Genomic DNA, 16501 nt, shown 5'->3' with positions numbered 1-16501 from the left:
CGGATAATCCGGATCGAGCGGCACGTAGCAGCCGCCCGCCTTCAGGATGGCCAGCAAGGCCACCACCATGCCCACGCCGCGCTCGGCGCACACCGCCACCCGCGCGTCCGGTGCCACGCCCAGCTGCGCCAGATGGCGCGCCAGCTGGTTGGATCGCTCGTTGAGCTGGCGGTAGCTCAGGCTGTCGCGCTCATCGTTCACGGCCACCGCATCCGGGCTCGCCGCCGCTTGGCGCTCGAACAGCTCATGCAGGCAAAGCTCCGGCTCGCGTGCCACGTCCGTGGCGTTCCATTCCTCAAGCATCAGCCGCAGTTCGTCCTGCGGCAGTACGTTCAGCGCATCGAGCGCCGCCGCCGGCTGCGTTTCCAGCGCCTTCACCAGTTGTTCCAGCGCCGTTTGCATATAGGCGCATACCCGATCGGCAGCCACCGACTGATCGACTTGCACCGACAGTACGAAGTCCTGGCCCAGATCGTCCACGGACAAGGTCAGCGGGTAGTTGGTGCGTTCTTCGCCACCGATGACGTTGACGCCCTCCCAAGCGTCATTGGATTGCTGCTCCGCGTCGCCAGTATGGACCACGCTGTGGCGGTAATTGAGCAACGACGAGAATAGCGGTGTCTGCGCCGCCACGCCGCTGCTGCGCTGGGCCAGTGCCAGCGACGCATGCTCGTGCCGCAGCAACTGCGTCAACAGCGTGTGCGTACCGCGCACGCCATCGGCAGCGCCCCGGCCATCGATGCTGATCCGTACCGGCAGCGTATTGATGAACATGCCCAGCACCCGGTCGGAACCGGCGCCGCCCTGCATGCGTCCGAACAGCACCGTGCCGAACACCACGTCGCGCCGTCCCGACAGGCGTGCCAGCACCTGCGCCCAGGCCAGGTGCATCAGGCTGGCAGAACTGACGCCCTGCGCCCGGGCCTGCGCACGCAACTGTAATGCCAATTTGGCAGGCAACTGCTGTGTCGTCTCCCTGATCCTCGAGCCATCGCCGCGCACGTCCAGCAGGCCGTATGGCAGGGTAGGTTCGTCGATATCGGACAACATTCGCGTGAAGAAGGCTTCATGCTCCGCGCGACTCACGCCCAGGCGCGTCTGGGCGATGAAGTTACGGAACGGCAGCGCCCTTGGCAGCTCGGCCTCGCGGCCCAGCTCGATGGTGCGGATTTCCTCGACCAGGATTTCCAAGGTCGTATGGTCGGTCGCCAGGTGGTGGGTCAACAATTGCAACAGCCAGCGGCGGTTGGCGCGGTCCTCGCACAAGAAGGCGCGCAGCAGCGGCGCCTGGCGCACGTCGATTCGGTAGTGGTGTGGATCGTAACGGCCGCTCAGCTGCGTGGCGATTTCGCCATCCGCCGGCGCGAAGCCGACCTCCTCGACCAGCATGCGCGCCGAGCGCAGCACCACCTGCACCGGTTCGGCCAAGCCGTCCCACAGCACCGCAGTGCGCAGGATGTCGTGGCGATCGATCACCGCTTGCAAGGTCGCCAGGAAGCCGTCCAGCCGCGCGCGGGTGTCGAACTCGATCAGCGTCGGCATGATGTACGCGTCGCCCTCGCTCTGCATCATATGGTGGAACAATATCCCTTCCTGCAGCGGCGCCAGCGGATAGATGTCCTGGATGTTGGCGGCGCCGCCCGGCACCGCCGCGACGATGCCGTCGATTTCCAGCTGGCTCAGCTGCACTAGCGGCAACATGTCCGGAGTGATCGCCACGCAGCCGTCGGCGATGCCGTTGGCCGGCACCGCTACGTCGACCACACCGCCGCCGCCGGCCAGTGCCGCGATGGTCGGGGTGCCGAACAGCGCACGCACGTCGGTCTGCACGCCGGCCTGGCGCATGCGCTCGATCAGCGCCACCGCCAGTAGCGAATGGCCGCCCAGTTCGAAGAAGTTGTCGTGCCGCCCGACCCGCTCCAGTTTCAGCAGCTCGGCCCAGATCGCCGCCAGCGTTGCTTCGGTCGGGCCTTGCGGGGCCTGGTAGCTACGCGCGGCGACGGCGTCCTGGCCGGGGGGGGGCAGGGCGTTGCGGTCGAGCTTGCCGTTCGGGGTCAGCGGCAGCGCGTCCAGTAGCACGTAGGCGGCCGGCAGCATGTAGTCGGCCAGCTGCGCCGCCAGCGCGGCGCGCAGCGCGGCGGGATCGAGCGCGATGGCAGGCTCTGGCGCCTTTCCGGCCTCGGCCACCAGATACGCCACCAGGCGGCGGTCGCCGGGGTTGTCCTCGCGGGCGACGACCACCGCTTCGCGCACGCCGGCGCAGGTGGCCAAGCACGCTTCGATCTCACCCAGCTCGATGCGGAAGCCGCGGATTTTGACCTGGAAATCGTTGCGGCCCAGGTACTCGACGCAGCCGTCCGGCAGCCAGCGCACCAGGTCGCCGGTGCGGTACAGGCGGGCGTTGGCGCGGCCGCTGAACGGGTCGGTGATGAAGCGCTCGGCGCTCAGTTCCGGGCGGTTCAGGTAGCCGCGCGCGACGCCGGCGCCGCCGATGTACAGCTCGCCCGTGACACCGATCGGCACCGGTTGTCGTTGCGCGTCCAGCACGTACAGTTCGGTGTTGGCGATCGGGCGGCCGATATGGGCCGCGAAGCCGGTGCGGCGCTCCATCCGCACCCAGGTGGAATAGGTGGTAGTTTCCGACGGGCCGTACAGGTTGGCCACCTGTTCGACGCCGGTCTCGGCGAACAGCCGTTCCACCAACGTGCGCTTGAGCGGCTCGCCCGCCAGGTTGAGCGAGCGCATGGCGGGCGGCACCCGGCTAGCGTCAAGCAGGGCGCCGATGGCGGACGGCACGGTGTTGATCAGCGTGACGGCCGGCGCCGGCGCCAAGATGTCGCGCACCAAATGGACAGTGGCGCCGCAGGCCAGCGGTGCGAACAGCTCGAACACGTGCAGGTCGAAATTGATCGAGGTGGAAAACAGCGTGTGCGTCAGCTGTTGCGGACTGAAATGCTCCAGTGCCCAGTGGATGAAGTTGACTGCGTTGCCGTGCTCGATCATCACGCCCTTGGGCTGGCCGGTTGAACCGGAGGTGTAGATCACATAGGCCAGGTGGCCGGCCTGCAGGCCGGGCACGCATGGGTTGTGCGTGGGCTGGCCGGCCAGGCTGGTGTCGGTGTCCAGCAGCAGCGGCGCGGGGTGGGCCGTGCCGGCGCCCGGCGGCAGGCGTCCTTGCAGCGCGGCCAGGCTCAGCACCGCCTTGGGCGCGCTGTCATCCAGCATATAGGCCAGCCGCTCGGCTGGATAGGCCGGGTCCAGCGGCACATAGGCGGCGCCGGCCTTGAGCACGCCGAGCACGGCGACCACCATCGCGATGCCGCGTTCGACGCAAATGGCGACACGGTCGTCCGGGCCCACGCCCATGGCAAGGAGGTGGTGCGCCAGTTGGTTGGCGCGCCGGTTCAGCTCGGCGTAGCCGAGGCGCTCACCGTCGCATTCCAGCGCGATGGCGTCGGGCTGGGCTGTGGCCTGGGCTTCGAATAACTGATGCAGCAACTGGTCCCGCGGGTACGCCGCCGCCGTGTCGTTGAAGCCGGCCAGCAGTTGCCGGCGCTGTTGCGGGTCCAGCAGCGGCAGCGCGGCCACGCGCTGGGTGTCGTCGGCCACCATCGCCGCCAGCAGCGTCAGCCAGTAGCCGGCCAGCCGCTCGATGCTGTCGCGCTCGAACAGCGCGGTGGCATATTCCAGATGGCCGCCGAGGGTCTGGCCGTTGTCGCCCAGGTGCAGGGACAGGTCGAACTGGGCGGTAGCATGCGGCAGCTCAACCGGCGCCAGCGTCAGGCCCGGCAGCGAGAGGGCGGCGTTGGCGCCGGTGCTGTTGTTGAGCGATAACATGACCTGGAACAGCGGGCTGTGGCTGCGGCTGCGCGGCGGCTTGACCGCTTCGACCACTTGTTCGAATGGCAGGTCCTGGTGCTCGTAGGCGGCCAGCGTGACGGCCTTGACGGCGGCCAGCAGCCCGGCCACGCTGGGGTTGTCTTGCAGGCGCACCCGCAGCGCCAGCGTGTTGACGAAGCAGCCAATCAGGCCCTCCAGTTCGGCGTGCTGCCGGTTGGCCACCGGCGAGCCGACGACGACGTCGTCCTGCCCGCTCAGGCGTGACAGCAGCGCGGCCCAGCCGGCCAGCAGCGTCATGAACAGCGTGGCGCCGTGGCGCGCGGCCAGCGCGCGCAGGCCGGCCGCCAGCGCCGCTGGGATGGTCAGCGCAATGCCCGCGCCGGCGTGGCTGTGCAGCGCCGGACGCGGCCGGTCGGTCGGCAGTTCCAGCATCGCCGGGGCGCCGTCCAGATGGGCGCGCCACCAGTCGGCCTGGCGTTGCAGCGCCAGGCCGCCAAGGCGCTGGCGTTGCCAGGCGGCGTAGTCGGCGTACTGGATCGGCAGCGGCGGCAGCGGGTCCGGCAAGCCCCGGCTGTAGGCGGCATACAGCGCGCTCACTTCGCGCACTATGATGCCGACCGACCAGCCGTCGGCAATGATGTGGTGTTGGGTCAGCAGCAGCACATGGTCGTCGGTGGCTAGCTGCAGCAGCCGGCCGCGCGCCAGCGGGCCGGCGGCGAGGTCGAAGGGCTGAGCCGCCTCGTCCGCGCCGAGCGCCGCCACAGCCGCCTCCTGTGCGTGGCCGGCCAGCGCGCGCAGGTCGTGCAGGCGCAGCGCGAAGCCGTGGTCGGTGGCGGCGATCGCCTGCACCGGCGCGCCGTCGTGCAGAACAAAGGTGGTGCGCAGACTTTCGTGGCGGGCCGCCAAGCGGTCGAGCGTGGCGCGCAGCGCGGCCAGGTCGAGCGCGCCGCGCAGGCGCAGCGCGGCCGGCAGGTGGTAGGCGGCGCTGGCGGCGGCATCGAGCTGGGCCAGGAACCACAGGCGCTGCTGGGCCCATGACAGGGGCAGCGGCTGCCCGCGGTCGGCCGCCGGCACTGTGACGGCGGCCGCCCCGGTCTGGCCGGCCATGCGTTCGCGTACGCGGCGCTGCAGGATGGCCTGCTTGATTTCTTCCAGAGACTGTTCGCGTTGGTTCATGGTGCATCCTTAGCCAGCATTGCCAGCAGTTCTTCCTTCGACAGGCCATCCAGGCTATCGCGCATGGTGTCCAGGTCCTCGCCCAAATAGGTGGCGTATTGCAGTGACGTTACGGCCGCCGCCATGGCCGCCAGCGACGGTTGTTCAAACACTTGCCGCAGCGCCAGCGTGACGCCGAACCCGTCGCGCACGCGCACCAGCAACTGCGCGGCCATCAGCGAATGCCCACCCAGTTCGAAGAAATGGTCGTCGCGGCCCACTTGCGGCAGCGCCAGCAGTTCCTGCCAGAGCGTCGCCAGCGCCGTTTCGACCTCGCCGCGCGGCGCGCTGTAGGCGCGGGCGGCCAGCGCCTCGGTGTCCGGCGCCGGCAGGGCGTTGCGGTCCAGCTTGCCGTTCGGGCCGAGCGGGAAATTGGCCAGCGCCACAAAGGCGGACGGCACCATGTAGGACGGCAGGTCGGCGCCCAGCTGCGCGCGCAGCGAGGCCGGGTCCGTCGCTACGTCCGGCTGCGCCAGCAGATACGCCACCAGCCGCGGTTCGCCGGGCCGGTCGGTGCGGGCCAGCACCACCGCCGCGCGCACGCCGGCGCAGGCGGCCAGGCGCGTTTCGATCTCGCCCAACTCGATGCGATGGCCGCGCAGCTTGACCTGGCCATCGTTGCGGCCCAGGTATTCGATGCTGCCGTCGGCCAGCCAGCGGCCGAGGTCGCCGCTGCGGTACAGCCGTGCCGCCGGGCCGGCGCCGAACGGATCGGCGACGAAGTGCTGCGCGGTCAGCGCCGGCTGGTTCAGATAGCCGCGCGCGACGCCGGCGCCGCCGATGCACAGTTCGCCGGTCACGCCAAGTGGCACCGGCTGGCCGCGCGCGTCCAGGATGTACACCGGGGTATGCGGAATGGGCCGGCCGATCGGCACCTGCTGGCGTTGGAAGTCCGGCGCGCAGCGGTAGACGGTGGCGCAGATGGTCGACTCGGTCGGGCCGTAGGCGTTGAACAGCCGCACCCGGGACGACCACGCTTGCGCAAGCGCCGGCGGGCAAGCCTCGCCCACCACGATCAGCGTCAGCGGACCGGGATCGGCCGGGGCCAGTAGAGCCTCGACCACCGACGGTGCCAGGATCAGGTGGCTGATGGCGTGTCGGCGCAGCGCTTGGCCCAGCGACGCGGCCGAATACGCGGCTTCCTCGCGCAGGTAGAGGCTGGCGCCGGAGCACAGCGCCATCGCGATTTCCGAGATGCTGGCGTCGAAGCCGAACGAGGCGAACTGCAGCAGCCGGCTGTCGGGCGTGATGTCGAACAGCGGATAGTGGCTGGCGCCGAAGTTGGCCAGGCCCGCGTGCTCGAGCATTACGCCCTTGGGCGCGCCGGTCGAGCCGGAGGTGTAGATGACATAGGCCAGGTGGCGCGGCGTCAAGCCCAGCCGAGCCGGATCGGGATTACGTTCGTTGCCGGGTTCGGCTTGGCCGTCGCGCGGCAGGCCTTGCGGTGCCGCCTGGTCCAGAGGCAGCGCCAGCACGGCCGGGCCCGGCGTCGGCAGGCGTTGACGCTGCGCAGCGTCGGCCAGCAGCGCGACCGGCGCGCTGTCGGCCAGCATGTGGGCGATACGCTGGTCGGGATAGGACGGGTCGATCGGTACGTAGGCGCCGCCGGCCTTGAGGATGGCCAGCATGGCGGTGACCAGCGCCATGCCGTCTTCGGTGCAGACCGCCACGCGCTGGTCCGGCCGCACGCCGTGCGCCAGCAAGCGGTGCGCCAGACGGTTGGCGCGACGGTTCAGCTCGCCGTAGCTGACGGATTCATCGCCCCGCACCAGCGCTGGCGCGTCCGGCCGGGCCGCAGCCCTTGCCTCGAACAACTGGTGCATCAGCGGGCCGGCCGCCGGCGCGGCCATGGCCGTGGCGTTGAAGCCGGCCAGCAACTGCCGGCGCTGAGCAGCGTCGAGCAGCGGCAGGTCGGCCAGCGGCTGTGCCGGCGCGTCCACCATGGCCGTCAGCAGTTGCAGCAGGTAGCCAGCGTAGCGCTCGACGGTGGCGTGGTCGAACAGGTCGGTGGCGTAGTCCAGGCTGCCCGCGATGGTGGCGCCGTCATCGACCAGCGCGAGCGATAGCTCGAAATGGCTGGTGGTGCGCGGCGTGGCGTGCGGCGCCAGCGTCAGCCCTGGCAGCGCCAGCGCGTCGCCGCCGGGGGTGTTGTCGAGCGACAGCATGGTCTGGAAGACCGGACTGTGGCGCATGCTGCGCGGTGGCTGCAGCGCCTCCACCAGTTGCTCGAACGGCAGGTCCTGGTGCTCGTAGGCGGCCAGCGTGTCGCGCTTGACACGCTCGAGCAGCGTGGCGGCGGCGGGCTGGTCGTCCAGCCGCACGCGCAGCGCCAGCGTGTTGACGAAGAAGCCGATCAGGTCCTCCAGCTCGGCGCGCCCGCGATTGGCCACCGGCGTGCCGACCACGATGTCGTCCTGCCCGCTCAGGCGGGACAGCAGCGCGGCCCAGCCGGTCAGCAGGGTCATGAACAGGGTGGCGCCGTGGCGCTGGGCCAGCGCGCGCAGGCCAGCTGCCAGCGGCGCCGGGATGGTCAGCGCCACGCTGGCGCCGGCATGGCTTTGCAGCGCCGGGCGCGGGCGGTCGAGCGGCAGCTCCAGCAGGGCCGGGGCGCCGTCGAGGTGGGCGCGCCAGAACGCGATTTGCGCCTGCAGCACGGCCGCGCCCAGCCAGTGGCGCTGCCAGGCCGCGTAGTCGGCATACTGGATGGCGAGCGGCGGCAGCGGGTCGGCCAGCCCCTGGCGGAAGGCGGTGTAGAGCGCGCTGACCTCGCGCACCAGCACGCCGATCGACCAGGCGTCGGTGACGATGTGGTGCTGGGTCAGCAGCAGCAGGTGGTCGTCGTCGGCCAGGCACAGCAGTTGGCCTCGCAGCAGCGGGCCGGCGGCCAGGTCGAACGGTTGGGCTGCCTCGTCGGCGCCGAGGCGGGCGACGGCGGCGGCCTGCTCGTGGCCGCCGAGCGCGCGCAGGTCGCGCCAGGCCAGCGCGAAGCCGCTGTCGGCCGCGCCGATGCGTTGCACAGGACCGTCGGTGCCGTCGACAAAGCTGGTGCGCAGGCTTTCGTGGCGCGCCACCACTCGGTCCAGCGTGGCCTGCAGCACCGCGCGGTCGAGAGCGCCGCGCAGGCGCAGCGCGGCCGGCATGTGGTAGGCCACGCCGCCGGCCGGATCGAGCCGGGCCAGGAACCACAGCCGTTGCTGGGCCCAAGACAGCGGCAGCGGCTGGCCGCGGTCGGCGCTGCCGATGGCAGTGGCGGTCGAGCGCCCGGCCTGGGCCACGGCAGCCGCCAGGCCGGCCAGCGTCGGCTGCTCGAACAGCGCGCGCAGCGGCAGTTCGACGCCCAGCTGCTGGCGCAGGCGCGACACCAGCCGTACCGCCAGCAGCGAATGGCCACCCAGCTCGAAGAACTGGTCGTGGCGGCCCACGCGCGTCAGGCCCAGCAGCTCCAACCAGAGGCCGGCCAGCGCCACTTCGACGGCGCCGTCGGGCGCCTCGTAGGAGCGGGTGGCGACGGCGCTCTGGTCCGGCGCCGGCAGCGCCCGCCGGTCCAGCTTGCCGTTCGAGGTTAGTGGAAAACTGTCGAGCGTGACGAAGGCCGACGGCAGCATGTACTCGGCCAGCGTCAGCGCCAGCTGCGCGCGCAGCACGGCGGCCGGCGGCGCTGCGCCGGGCTCGGTGGTGAGATAGGCCACCAGGCGTTTGTCGCCGGGGCGGTCCTCGCGCGCCATCACCAGCGCCTCGCGCACTCCCTCGCAGGCAGCCAGCCTGGCCTCGATCTCGCCCAACTCGATGCGGAAGCCGCGGATCTTGACCTGGAAGTCGCTGCGGCCGAGAAACTCAAGCGTGCCGTCGTCCCAGTAGCGCGCGCGGTCGCCGGTACGGTACATGCGGGCGTCGGCGGCGGCCGTGAACGGGTCGCGCGGATAGCGCTCGGCGGTCAGCGCCGGCTGGCCGAAATAGCCTGCGCTCAGGCACTCGCCGGCGATGTACAGGTCGCCCGGCACGCCGAGCGGGCACGGTTGCAGGTGGCGGTCCAGCACGTGGTAGCGGGCGTTCTGGATCGGCCGGCCGTACGGGATGCTGATCCAGGCCGGATCGGGCTCGCCGACCGGATGGAAGTTGGACCAGACGGTTGCCTCGGTGGCTCCGCCCAGGCTGATCACCTTACAGCGCGTGTACGCTTGCCGCAGGCGCGGCGGTAGCTCCAGCGGAATCCAGTCGCCGCTGAAGAAGGCCAGGCGCAGCGTCTGGTTCGGGGGCTGTCCGGCGCGCTCGGTCAGCAGCGGCAGCAACTGGGCAAACACCGCTGGCGCCGAATCCCAGAACGTGATGCCGGCGTCGTCGATCAGGCGCAGCAGCCTGCGCGGATCGGCGATATCGTCGCTGGAGGCGATGTGCACTGTGCCGCCGGCCGCCAGCAGGCCGAAGATATCGTAGACCGACAGGTCGAAGCATAACGAGGTGGTCAGCAGCAGGGTGTCGTCGGGGCCGACCTGGAAGCGGCGGTTGACCCAGTCGAACAGGTTGATTACCGGCCGGTGTTGCACCGCCACGCCCTTGGGCCGGCCGGTCGAGCCGGAAGTGTAGATGATGTAGGCCAGATGGCCGGCATGCAGGCCCAGCACGGCCGGGTCGGGATTGGCGTCGTCGTCGGCGCTGGTCGGTTCGTTGTGTTCGTCCCCGGCGTTCAGCAACAACAGCGGCGGCGCGCAGGCCGGCAGGCTGTCGCGCCGGTGCGCCTCGGTCAGCAGCGCCACCGGCGCGCTGTCGGCAAGCATGTACGCCAGCCGCTCGGCCGGGTAGGCCGGGTCGAGCGGAACGTAGGCGGCGCCGGCCTTGAGGATGGCCAGCAGGCCGGCCACCATCTCCAGTCCGCGTCCGGCGCACAGCGCGACCCGCTGGTCGGGCCGCACGCCCAGCGCCAGCAGGCGCCTCGCCAGCCGGTTGGCGCGCCGATTCAAGTCGCCGTAGGTCACGCGCCGGTCCTCGAACACCAGGGCGGTGGCGTTGGGCCGGGCGGCCGCGTTCGCTTCGAACAGTTGATGAATCAACTGCTCGCGCGGATAGTCGGCGGCGGTGTCGTTGAATCCTTCCAGCAGCCGGCACCGTTCGGCCGGCGGCAGGATGGACAGCGCATGGGCCGGCTGGTCGGCGTGGTCCGCCAGCGCGGCGCTGAGCGCCTCGACCGCCGTCAGCAGATAGCCGGCCATGCGCTGCGCGTCGATGCCGGCGGCACACAGCGTGGTCAGCGCGAAGCCGTCGCCGAAGTCGTCGATCGAGACCGTGACCGGGTAGTTGCTGCGCTCCTCGGCGGCGATGGTGCGGATGCCTTGCCAAGCGCGGCCGGCGTCCTGGTCGGATGCGCCCGGCTGGCTGTGGCGGTAGTTGAGCAGACTGGTAAACAGCGGTTGCGGCGCGGCCACGCCGCTGCAACGCTGCGCCAGCGCCAGCGAGGCTTGTTCATGCACCAGCAGCTCGCCCAGGTCGCGGTAGCTGTCGCGCACCACCTGGGCTATCGGCAGCGCCCCCAGCGAGATGCGGAGCGGCAGGGTGTTGATGAGCATGCCTAACACCTGGCCGGCGCTGTCGGCGCCCTGTAGGCGGCCCGACAGCACGGTGCCGAACACCACGTCGTCGCGGCCGCAGCACTGCGCCAGCACTAGGGCCCAGGCGGTGTGGAACAGCACCGCGGCGGTCACGCCGTGCCGGCGGGCGACGTCGCGCACCTGCCGCGCCAACGCCGCGTCCAGCCGCAACCGGGCCTCGCCGATGCGCTGGCCGTCGTGGCGCACGTCGAGCAGGCCGAACGGCGCGGTCGGTTCGTCGATGTCGGCCAGGCGGCGGCGGAAGTATTCCTCGTGCGCGGCGGCCGGCACCGAACCGGCCTGCGCGATAAAATTACGGTAGGGCAGCGGCGCCGGCAGGCTGTCGCCGCGCCCCTCCAGCAGCGCCTGGATTTCTGCAATGATGAATTCGAGCGTCAGGTGGTCGCTGACCAGGTGGTGGTTGAGCAGCGTCAGCAGCCATTCGCCGGTGTGCGGATCGGCCGCTATGTAGGCGGCGATCAGCGGCGCGCGTTGCAGGTCCAGGCGCAGCCGGCGCGGATCGGTGTGCTGTTGCAGCTGGGCCATGGCGTCGTCCCCGGCGTCCAGTATCAGCGCGTGGACCGGCAGCGGCGCGCGCCGCTGCACCACCTGCACCGGCGTCGACAATCCGTCCCAGCGCATGCTGCTGCGCAGGATGTCGTGGCGGTCGATGACGCGTTGCAGCGCGTCCAGGAAGGCGTCCAGCCGCTGGCGGCCATCGAACGCAAAGCTGGATCTGATGATGTAGGCGTCGCCTTCGCCACCCAGCAGGTGGTGGAACAGGATGCCTTCCTGCAGCGGCGCCAGTGGATAGATGTCCTGGATGTTGGCGGCGCCATCGGGCACGCTGTCGACGATCAGGTCGATCTCGCCCTGGGTCAGCGCGACCAGCGGCAGCAGCGCCGGGGTGATGGCAATGACCGGCTGCGCGGCCGGGTGCAACAGCGCCGCCGGCGCCTGCCGCGCCGCCAGCGCGGCGATTAGCGTCGGCTTGTGCTGGCGCAGCAGGGCGATGGTGTCCTGGTCCAGCGCGCCGGGCGGCGCCTTGATGGTCAACTCGCCGCCGTCGACGCCGAGCGTGACGCGCAGGGATTGCAGGCGGGCATATAGCGGTTGCATAGTCATAAACGGAATTCCTCGACAGGTTCTGCGGTCGGCGCGGTGGCGCCGGGGAAGGTGAGCAGGTTGGGCGGCACCACGAAGGCCGGCGCGGCATCGTCCTGACGCGCGGCGATGACCGCCGCCAGCGCGGCCAGGCTGGCCGACGAAAACACGGTGCCGACGTCGGTGGCTAGGCCTTGCGCGCGCAGACGCTCGATCAGCGTGATGACTAGTAGCGAATGGCCGCCCAGTGCAAAGAAGTTATCGTCGCGGCCGACCAGGGGCAGGCCCAGCAAGTCCTGCCAGATCCCGGCCAGCGCCGTTTCAATGGCGCCGTGCGGCGCCGCGTAGGCCGGCCCGGCCAGCGCGCCCTGGTCGGGCGCGGGCAGGGCCCGGCGGTCCAGCTTGCCGTGCGGGGTCAGCGGCAAGGTGTCCAGCGTGACGAAGGCGGTCGGCAACATATAGTCGGCCAGCGTCGTGGCCAGTCGTGCCCGCAGCGCGGCCGGGTCCGGTGCGGCGCCGTCACGCGCAGTCAGGTAGGCCACCAGACGCCGCTCGCCCGGACTGTCCTCGCGCGCCAGCACCACTGCCTCGCGCACGCCGGGGCAGGCGGTTAGCGCGGTCTCGATCTCGCCGAGCTCGATGCGGAAGCCGCGGATCTTGACCTGGAAGTCATTGCGGCCCAGGTACTCGATGGCGCCGCCGGCCAGATAGCGGCCAAGGTCGCCGGTGCGGTACAGGCGGGTGCCGGGCTGCGTGCTGAATGGATCGGTGACGAAGCGCTCCGCCGTCAGCTCGGGGCGGTTCAGGTAGCCGCGCGCGACGCCGTCGCCGCCGATGTAAAGCTCGCCGGCCACGCCGAGGGGCGCCAGTCGGCCGTGGGTGTCGAGGATGTAGACCTGGGTATTGCCGATCGGCCGCCCGATCGGCAGCGGGCGCGTGGTGGACGTCACCGCGTGGGTGGTGGCGAAGGTGGTGGTCTCGGTCGGGCCGTAACAATGCACCAGGTGGCGCGGCGGACTGTTGCGCAGCACCCGGGCGACCGCGTTGAAGTCGGCCTGCTCGCCGCCGAACAGCAAATAGCGCAGCGTGGGTATGAACGGCGCCAGCGGCTCGGCGTACTGGTTGAACAGGCCGGCGGTCAGGTGCAGCACGGTCACGCCGGCGCCGCCGAGCAGCGCGCGCAGTGCTTGCGCGTCGAGCAGCGTGGCTGGCGGCACAATGAGCAGGCGCGCGCCATGCAGCAGCGCGGCCCAGATCTCCCAGGTCGAGGCATCGAAGGCTGGGTTGGCGCAGTGCGCCACGCAATCGTCGGCGCCGATGTGCACATAGGAGGGATGCATCACCAGCCGCAGCACGTTGCGGTGTTCGACCATCACGCCCTTGGGCTGGCCGGTCGAACCGGAGGTGTAGATGACGTTGGCCAGATGGCGCGCGTGCAGGTCGGGCACGGCCGGCGCTGGCAGCGCGTCGGCCGCCATGGCGGCGGCGTCGAGCACGATCAGCGGCACGGCGGTGGCCGGTAGCTGCGCTTGCAGCCCCGGCTGCAACAGCAACGCGGCCGGAGCGCAGTCGGCCAGCATATAGTCCAGGCGCGCGACCGGGTAGGCCGGGTCGAGCGGCACATAGGCGGCGCCGGCCTTGAGGATGGCCAGCATGCCGAGCACCATCTCTACGCCGCGCTCGGCGCAGATCGCCACGCGGTCGTCGGGCCGCACGCCCAGCGCCAGCAGGCGCCGCGCCAGGCCGTTGGCGCGGCGGTCCAGCTCACCATAACTCAGTTGCCGGCCGGCGCAGTCCAGCGCCACGGCGTCCGGCCGCGCGGTGGCCTGCTGTTCGAACAAGCGGTGCAGCAGCTCCCCGCGCGGATAGTCGACGGCGCTGTCGTTGAAGTCCTCCAGCAGCAGACGCCGTTCGGCGTCGGGCAGCATCGTCAGTGCCTGGGCTGGCTGGCTGGCGTCGGCGGTCAGCGCCGCCAGTAGCGTCTCGACGGCGCGCAGCAGGTAGGCTGCCATGCGCGCCGAATCGATGCCGTCGGCGCATTGCATGGTCAGCGCAAAGCCGGCGCCGAGGTCGTCGATCGAGACCGAGACCGGGTAGTTGGTGCGTTCGATCGCGACGATGGCGCGCATGCCTTCCCAGTCGCGCTGGTGGGCCGCCGCGTCCTGGGCTGCGGCTGCGGCGGCGCGGTTGTGGCGGTAGTTGAGGATGGTGGTGAACAGCGGCTGCGGCGCGGCCACGCCGCTGCAGCGCTGCGCCAGGGCCAGCGAGGCTTGCTCGTGAGCCAGCAGTTCACCCAGGTCGCGGTAGCTCTCGCGCAGCACCTGGCCGATCGGCCGCGTGCCCAGCGAGACGCGCAGCGGCAGCGTGTTGATGAACATGCCGAGCATCTGGCCAGCGCCGTCCGCGCCTTGCAGCCGGCCTGACAGCACGGTGCCGAACACCACGTCATCGCGGCCGCAGCATTGGGCCAGCACCTGGGCCCATGCGGTGTGGAACAGCACCGCCGCGCTCACGCCGTGCCGGCGCGCGCCCTCGCGCACGCGCAGCGCCAGCGTGGCGTCCAGGTCGAGCCGGGTCTCGCCGACGTGGCTGCCGTCATGGCGCACGTCGAGCAGGTCGAACGGCGCAGTCGGCTGGTCGATGTCGGCCAGTCGGCGGCGGAAATATTCCTCGTGCGCGGCGGCCGGCACCGCGCGGGCCCGGGCGATGAAATCGCGGTAGGGCAGCGACGGCGGCAGGTTGCCGGCGCGGCCCTGCAGCAGCGCCAGGATTTCGGCGATGATCAGCCCCAGCGTGGTGTTGTCGCTGACGATATGATGATCGAGCAGCGCCAGCAACCACTCGCCGGAATTCGGATCGGCCGCCACGTAGGCGGCGATCAGCGGCGCGCGGCGCAGGTCCAGGCGCAGCCGGCGCGGGTCGGTGCGTTGCTGCAGTTGCTCGACGGCGTCGCCTTCGGCGTCCAGCGTCAGCGTGTGGATCGGAAGCGGCGCGTGCCGCTGCACCACTTGCACCGGCGTGGAAAGGCCGGTCCAGCGCACGCTGCTGCGCAGGATGTCGTGGCGCTCGATCACGCGTTGCAGCGCGTCGAGGAAGGCGTCGAGTCGCGCGCGGCGGTCAAATACAAACGTCGAGCGCATCAGGTAGGCATCGCCTTCGCCGTCCAGCAGGTGGTGGAACAGGATGCCTTCCTGCAGCGGCGCCAGCGGGTAGATGTCCTGGACGTTGGCGGCGCCGCCTGGCACGCTGTCGACGATCAGGTCGATCTCGTGCTGGCTCAGCGCGACCAGCGGCAGTAGTTCGGGGCGCAGCGCGGTGCAGTCCGCGCCGATCAGGTTGGGCGGCACCGGCGCGGCGCGCGACAGGGCGTCGTCGCCCGTCGTCAGACCCGCCGCCATGGCATGCAGCGTAGGCGCATCGAACACGGCGCGCACTTCGGTGGACAGGCCCCGCCGGCGCAACCGTTCGATCAGCGTGATCACCATCAGCGAGTGGCCGCCCAGCTCGAAGAAGTGGTCGTCGCGGCCGACTTGTTCCAGGCCGAGCAGTTCGGCCCAGATGGCGGCCAGCATGGTTTCGGCCGGGCCTTGCGGGGCCTGGTAGTGGCGCGCGACGACGGCGTCCTGGCCCGGGGCGGGCAGGGCGTTGCGGTCGAGCTTGCCGTTTGGGGTCAGCGGCAATGCGTCCAGCACCACATAGGCGGCCGGCAGCATGTAGTCGGCCAGGTGGCTCGCCAGCGCGGCACGCAGCGTGGCCGGGTCGGCGACCGTGGTGCCGGCCTCGGCCAGCAGGTAGGCCACCAGGCGGCGGTCGCCGGGGCTGTCTTCGCGGGCGATGACGACCGCTTCGCGCACGCCGGCGCAGGCGGCCAGGCGGGCTTCGATTTCACCGAGCTCAATGCGGAAGCCGCGGATCTTGACCTGGAAGTCGTTACGGCCCAGGTATTCGATGCTGCCGTCGGCCAGGTAGCGGCCAAGGTCGCCGGTGCGATAGAGGCGGCCGTCGGCAGCGCCGAACGGGTCGGCGATGAAGCGTTCGGCGCTCAGCTCTGGGCGGTTCAGATAGCCGCGGGCGACACCGGCGCCGCCGATGTACAGCTCGCCGCTCACGCCGATCGGCACTGGCTGGCGGTGGGCGTCGAGGATGTAGGCGCGCAAGTCCGGCAGCGGCTGACCGATCAGGCTGCCTAGTCCGGCGTCGACGTCGGCCGGCGTGATCTCGCGGTAGGTGGCGTGCACGGTGATCTCGGTAATCCCGTACATGTTGACCAGGCGCGTATTGCCGCCGGGGTTGGCGGCGATCCACGGGGCGAGGCTGCGCAATTCCAGCGCCTCGCCGCCGAAGATGATGGTACGCAGGCAATGTGCGTCGGCCTCGTCGGGTCCGGCCGCTGCCTGGGCTGCGATGAGCTGCTTGAAGGCGCTCGGCGTCTGGTTGAGCACGGTGACGCGTTCGCGGCACAGTAGCGCGTAGAACTCGGCCGGAGCGCGGGCGCACAGGGCGCTGACAACCACCAGGCGGCCGCCGTAGGCCAGCGCGCCCCACAGTTCCCAAACGGAGAAGTCGAAGGCTGCCGAGTGGAACAGGGTCCAGACGTCGTCGGCGTTGAAGCCAAACCAGTGGTCGGTGGCGGCTAGCAGGCGCGTCACGTTTGCATGTTCGACCATGACGCCTTTGGGCAGGCCGGTCGAGCCGGAGGTGTAGATGATGTAGGCCAGGTGGCCGGCGTGCAGTCCCAGCGCGGCGGAGTCGGGATTGAC

At 70.8% G+C, this 16501-nt stretch carries 3 protein-coding genes; all 3 read right to left on the bottom strand.

The window, feature by feature from the left end; genetic code table 11:
* The coding region (locus RUGAMON1_RS32260) for a non-ribosomal peptide synthetase (RefSeq protein WP_445234360.1) at nt 1-5016 on the bottom strand (5016 nt) is incomplete at its 3' end.
* Entirely contained in the window at nt 5013-11762 is a 6750-nt protein-coding gene (locus tag RUGAMON1_RS32255) for a non-ribosomal peptide synthetase (protein WP_445234359.1), read from the bottom strand. The genes RUGAMON1_RS32260 and RUGAMON1_RS32255, both read right to left, overlap by 4 nt.
* Nucleotides 11759-16501 (bottom strand): non-ribosomal peptide synthetase (locus RUGAMON1_RS32250; RefSeq protein ID WP_445234358.1); only part of this gene is annotated, 4743 nt, incomplete at its 5' end. The genes RUGAMON1_RS32250 and RUGAMON1_RS32255, both read right to left, overlap by 4 nt.

Origin of the sequence: Duganella rhizosphaerae (genome assembly GCF_040364205.1) — a bacterium.
GTDB lineage: Bacteria > Pseudomonadota > Gammaproteobacteria > Burkholderiales > Burkholderiaceae_D > Rugamonas > Rugamonas rhizosphaerae.
The sequence above is the reverse complement of the archived record's forward strand: the minus strand, read 5'-3'. Positions and strand labels throughout refer to the sequence as shown.

What these genes read in the sequence shown, in the direction of transcription:
- RUGAMON1_RS32255 (WP_445234359.1), bottom strand. Translation starts at nt 11,762, where the DNA reads ATGACTATGCAACCGCTATATGCCCGCCTGCAATCCCTGCGCGTCACG.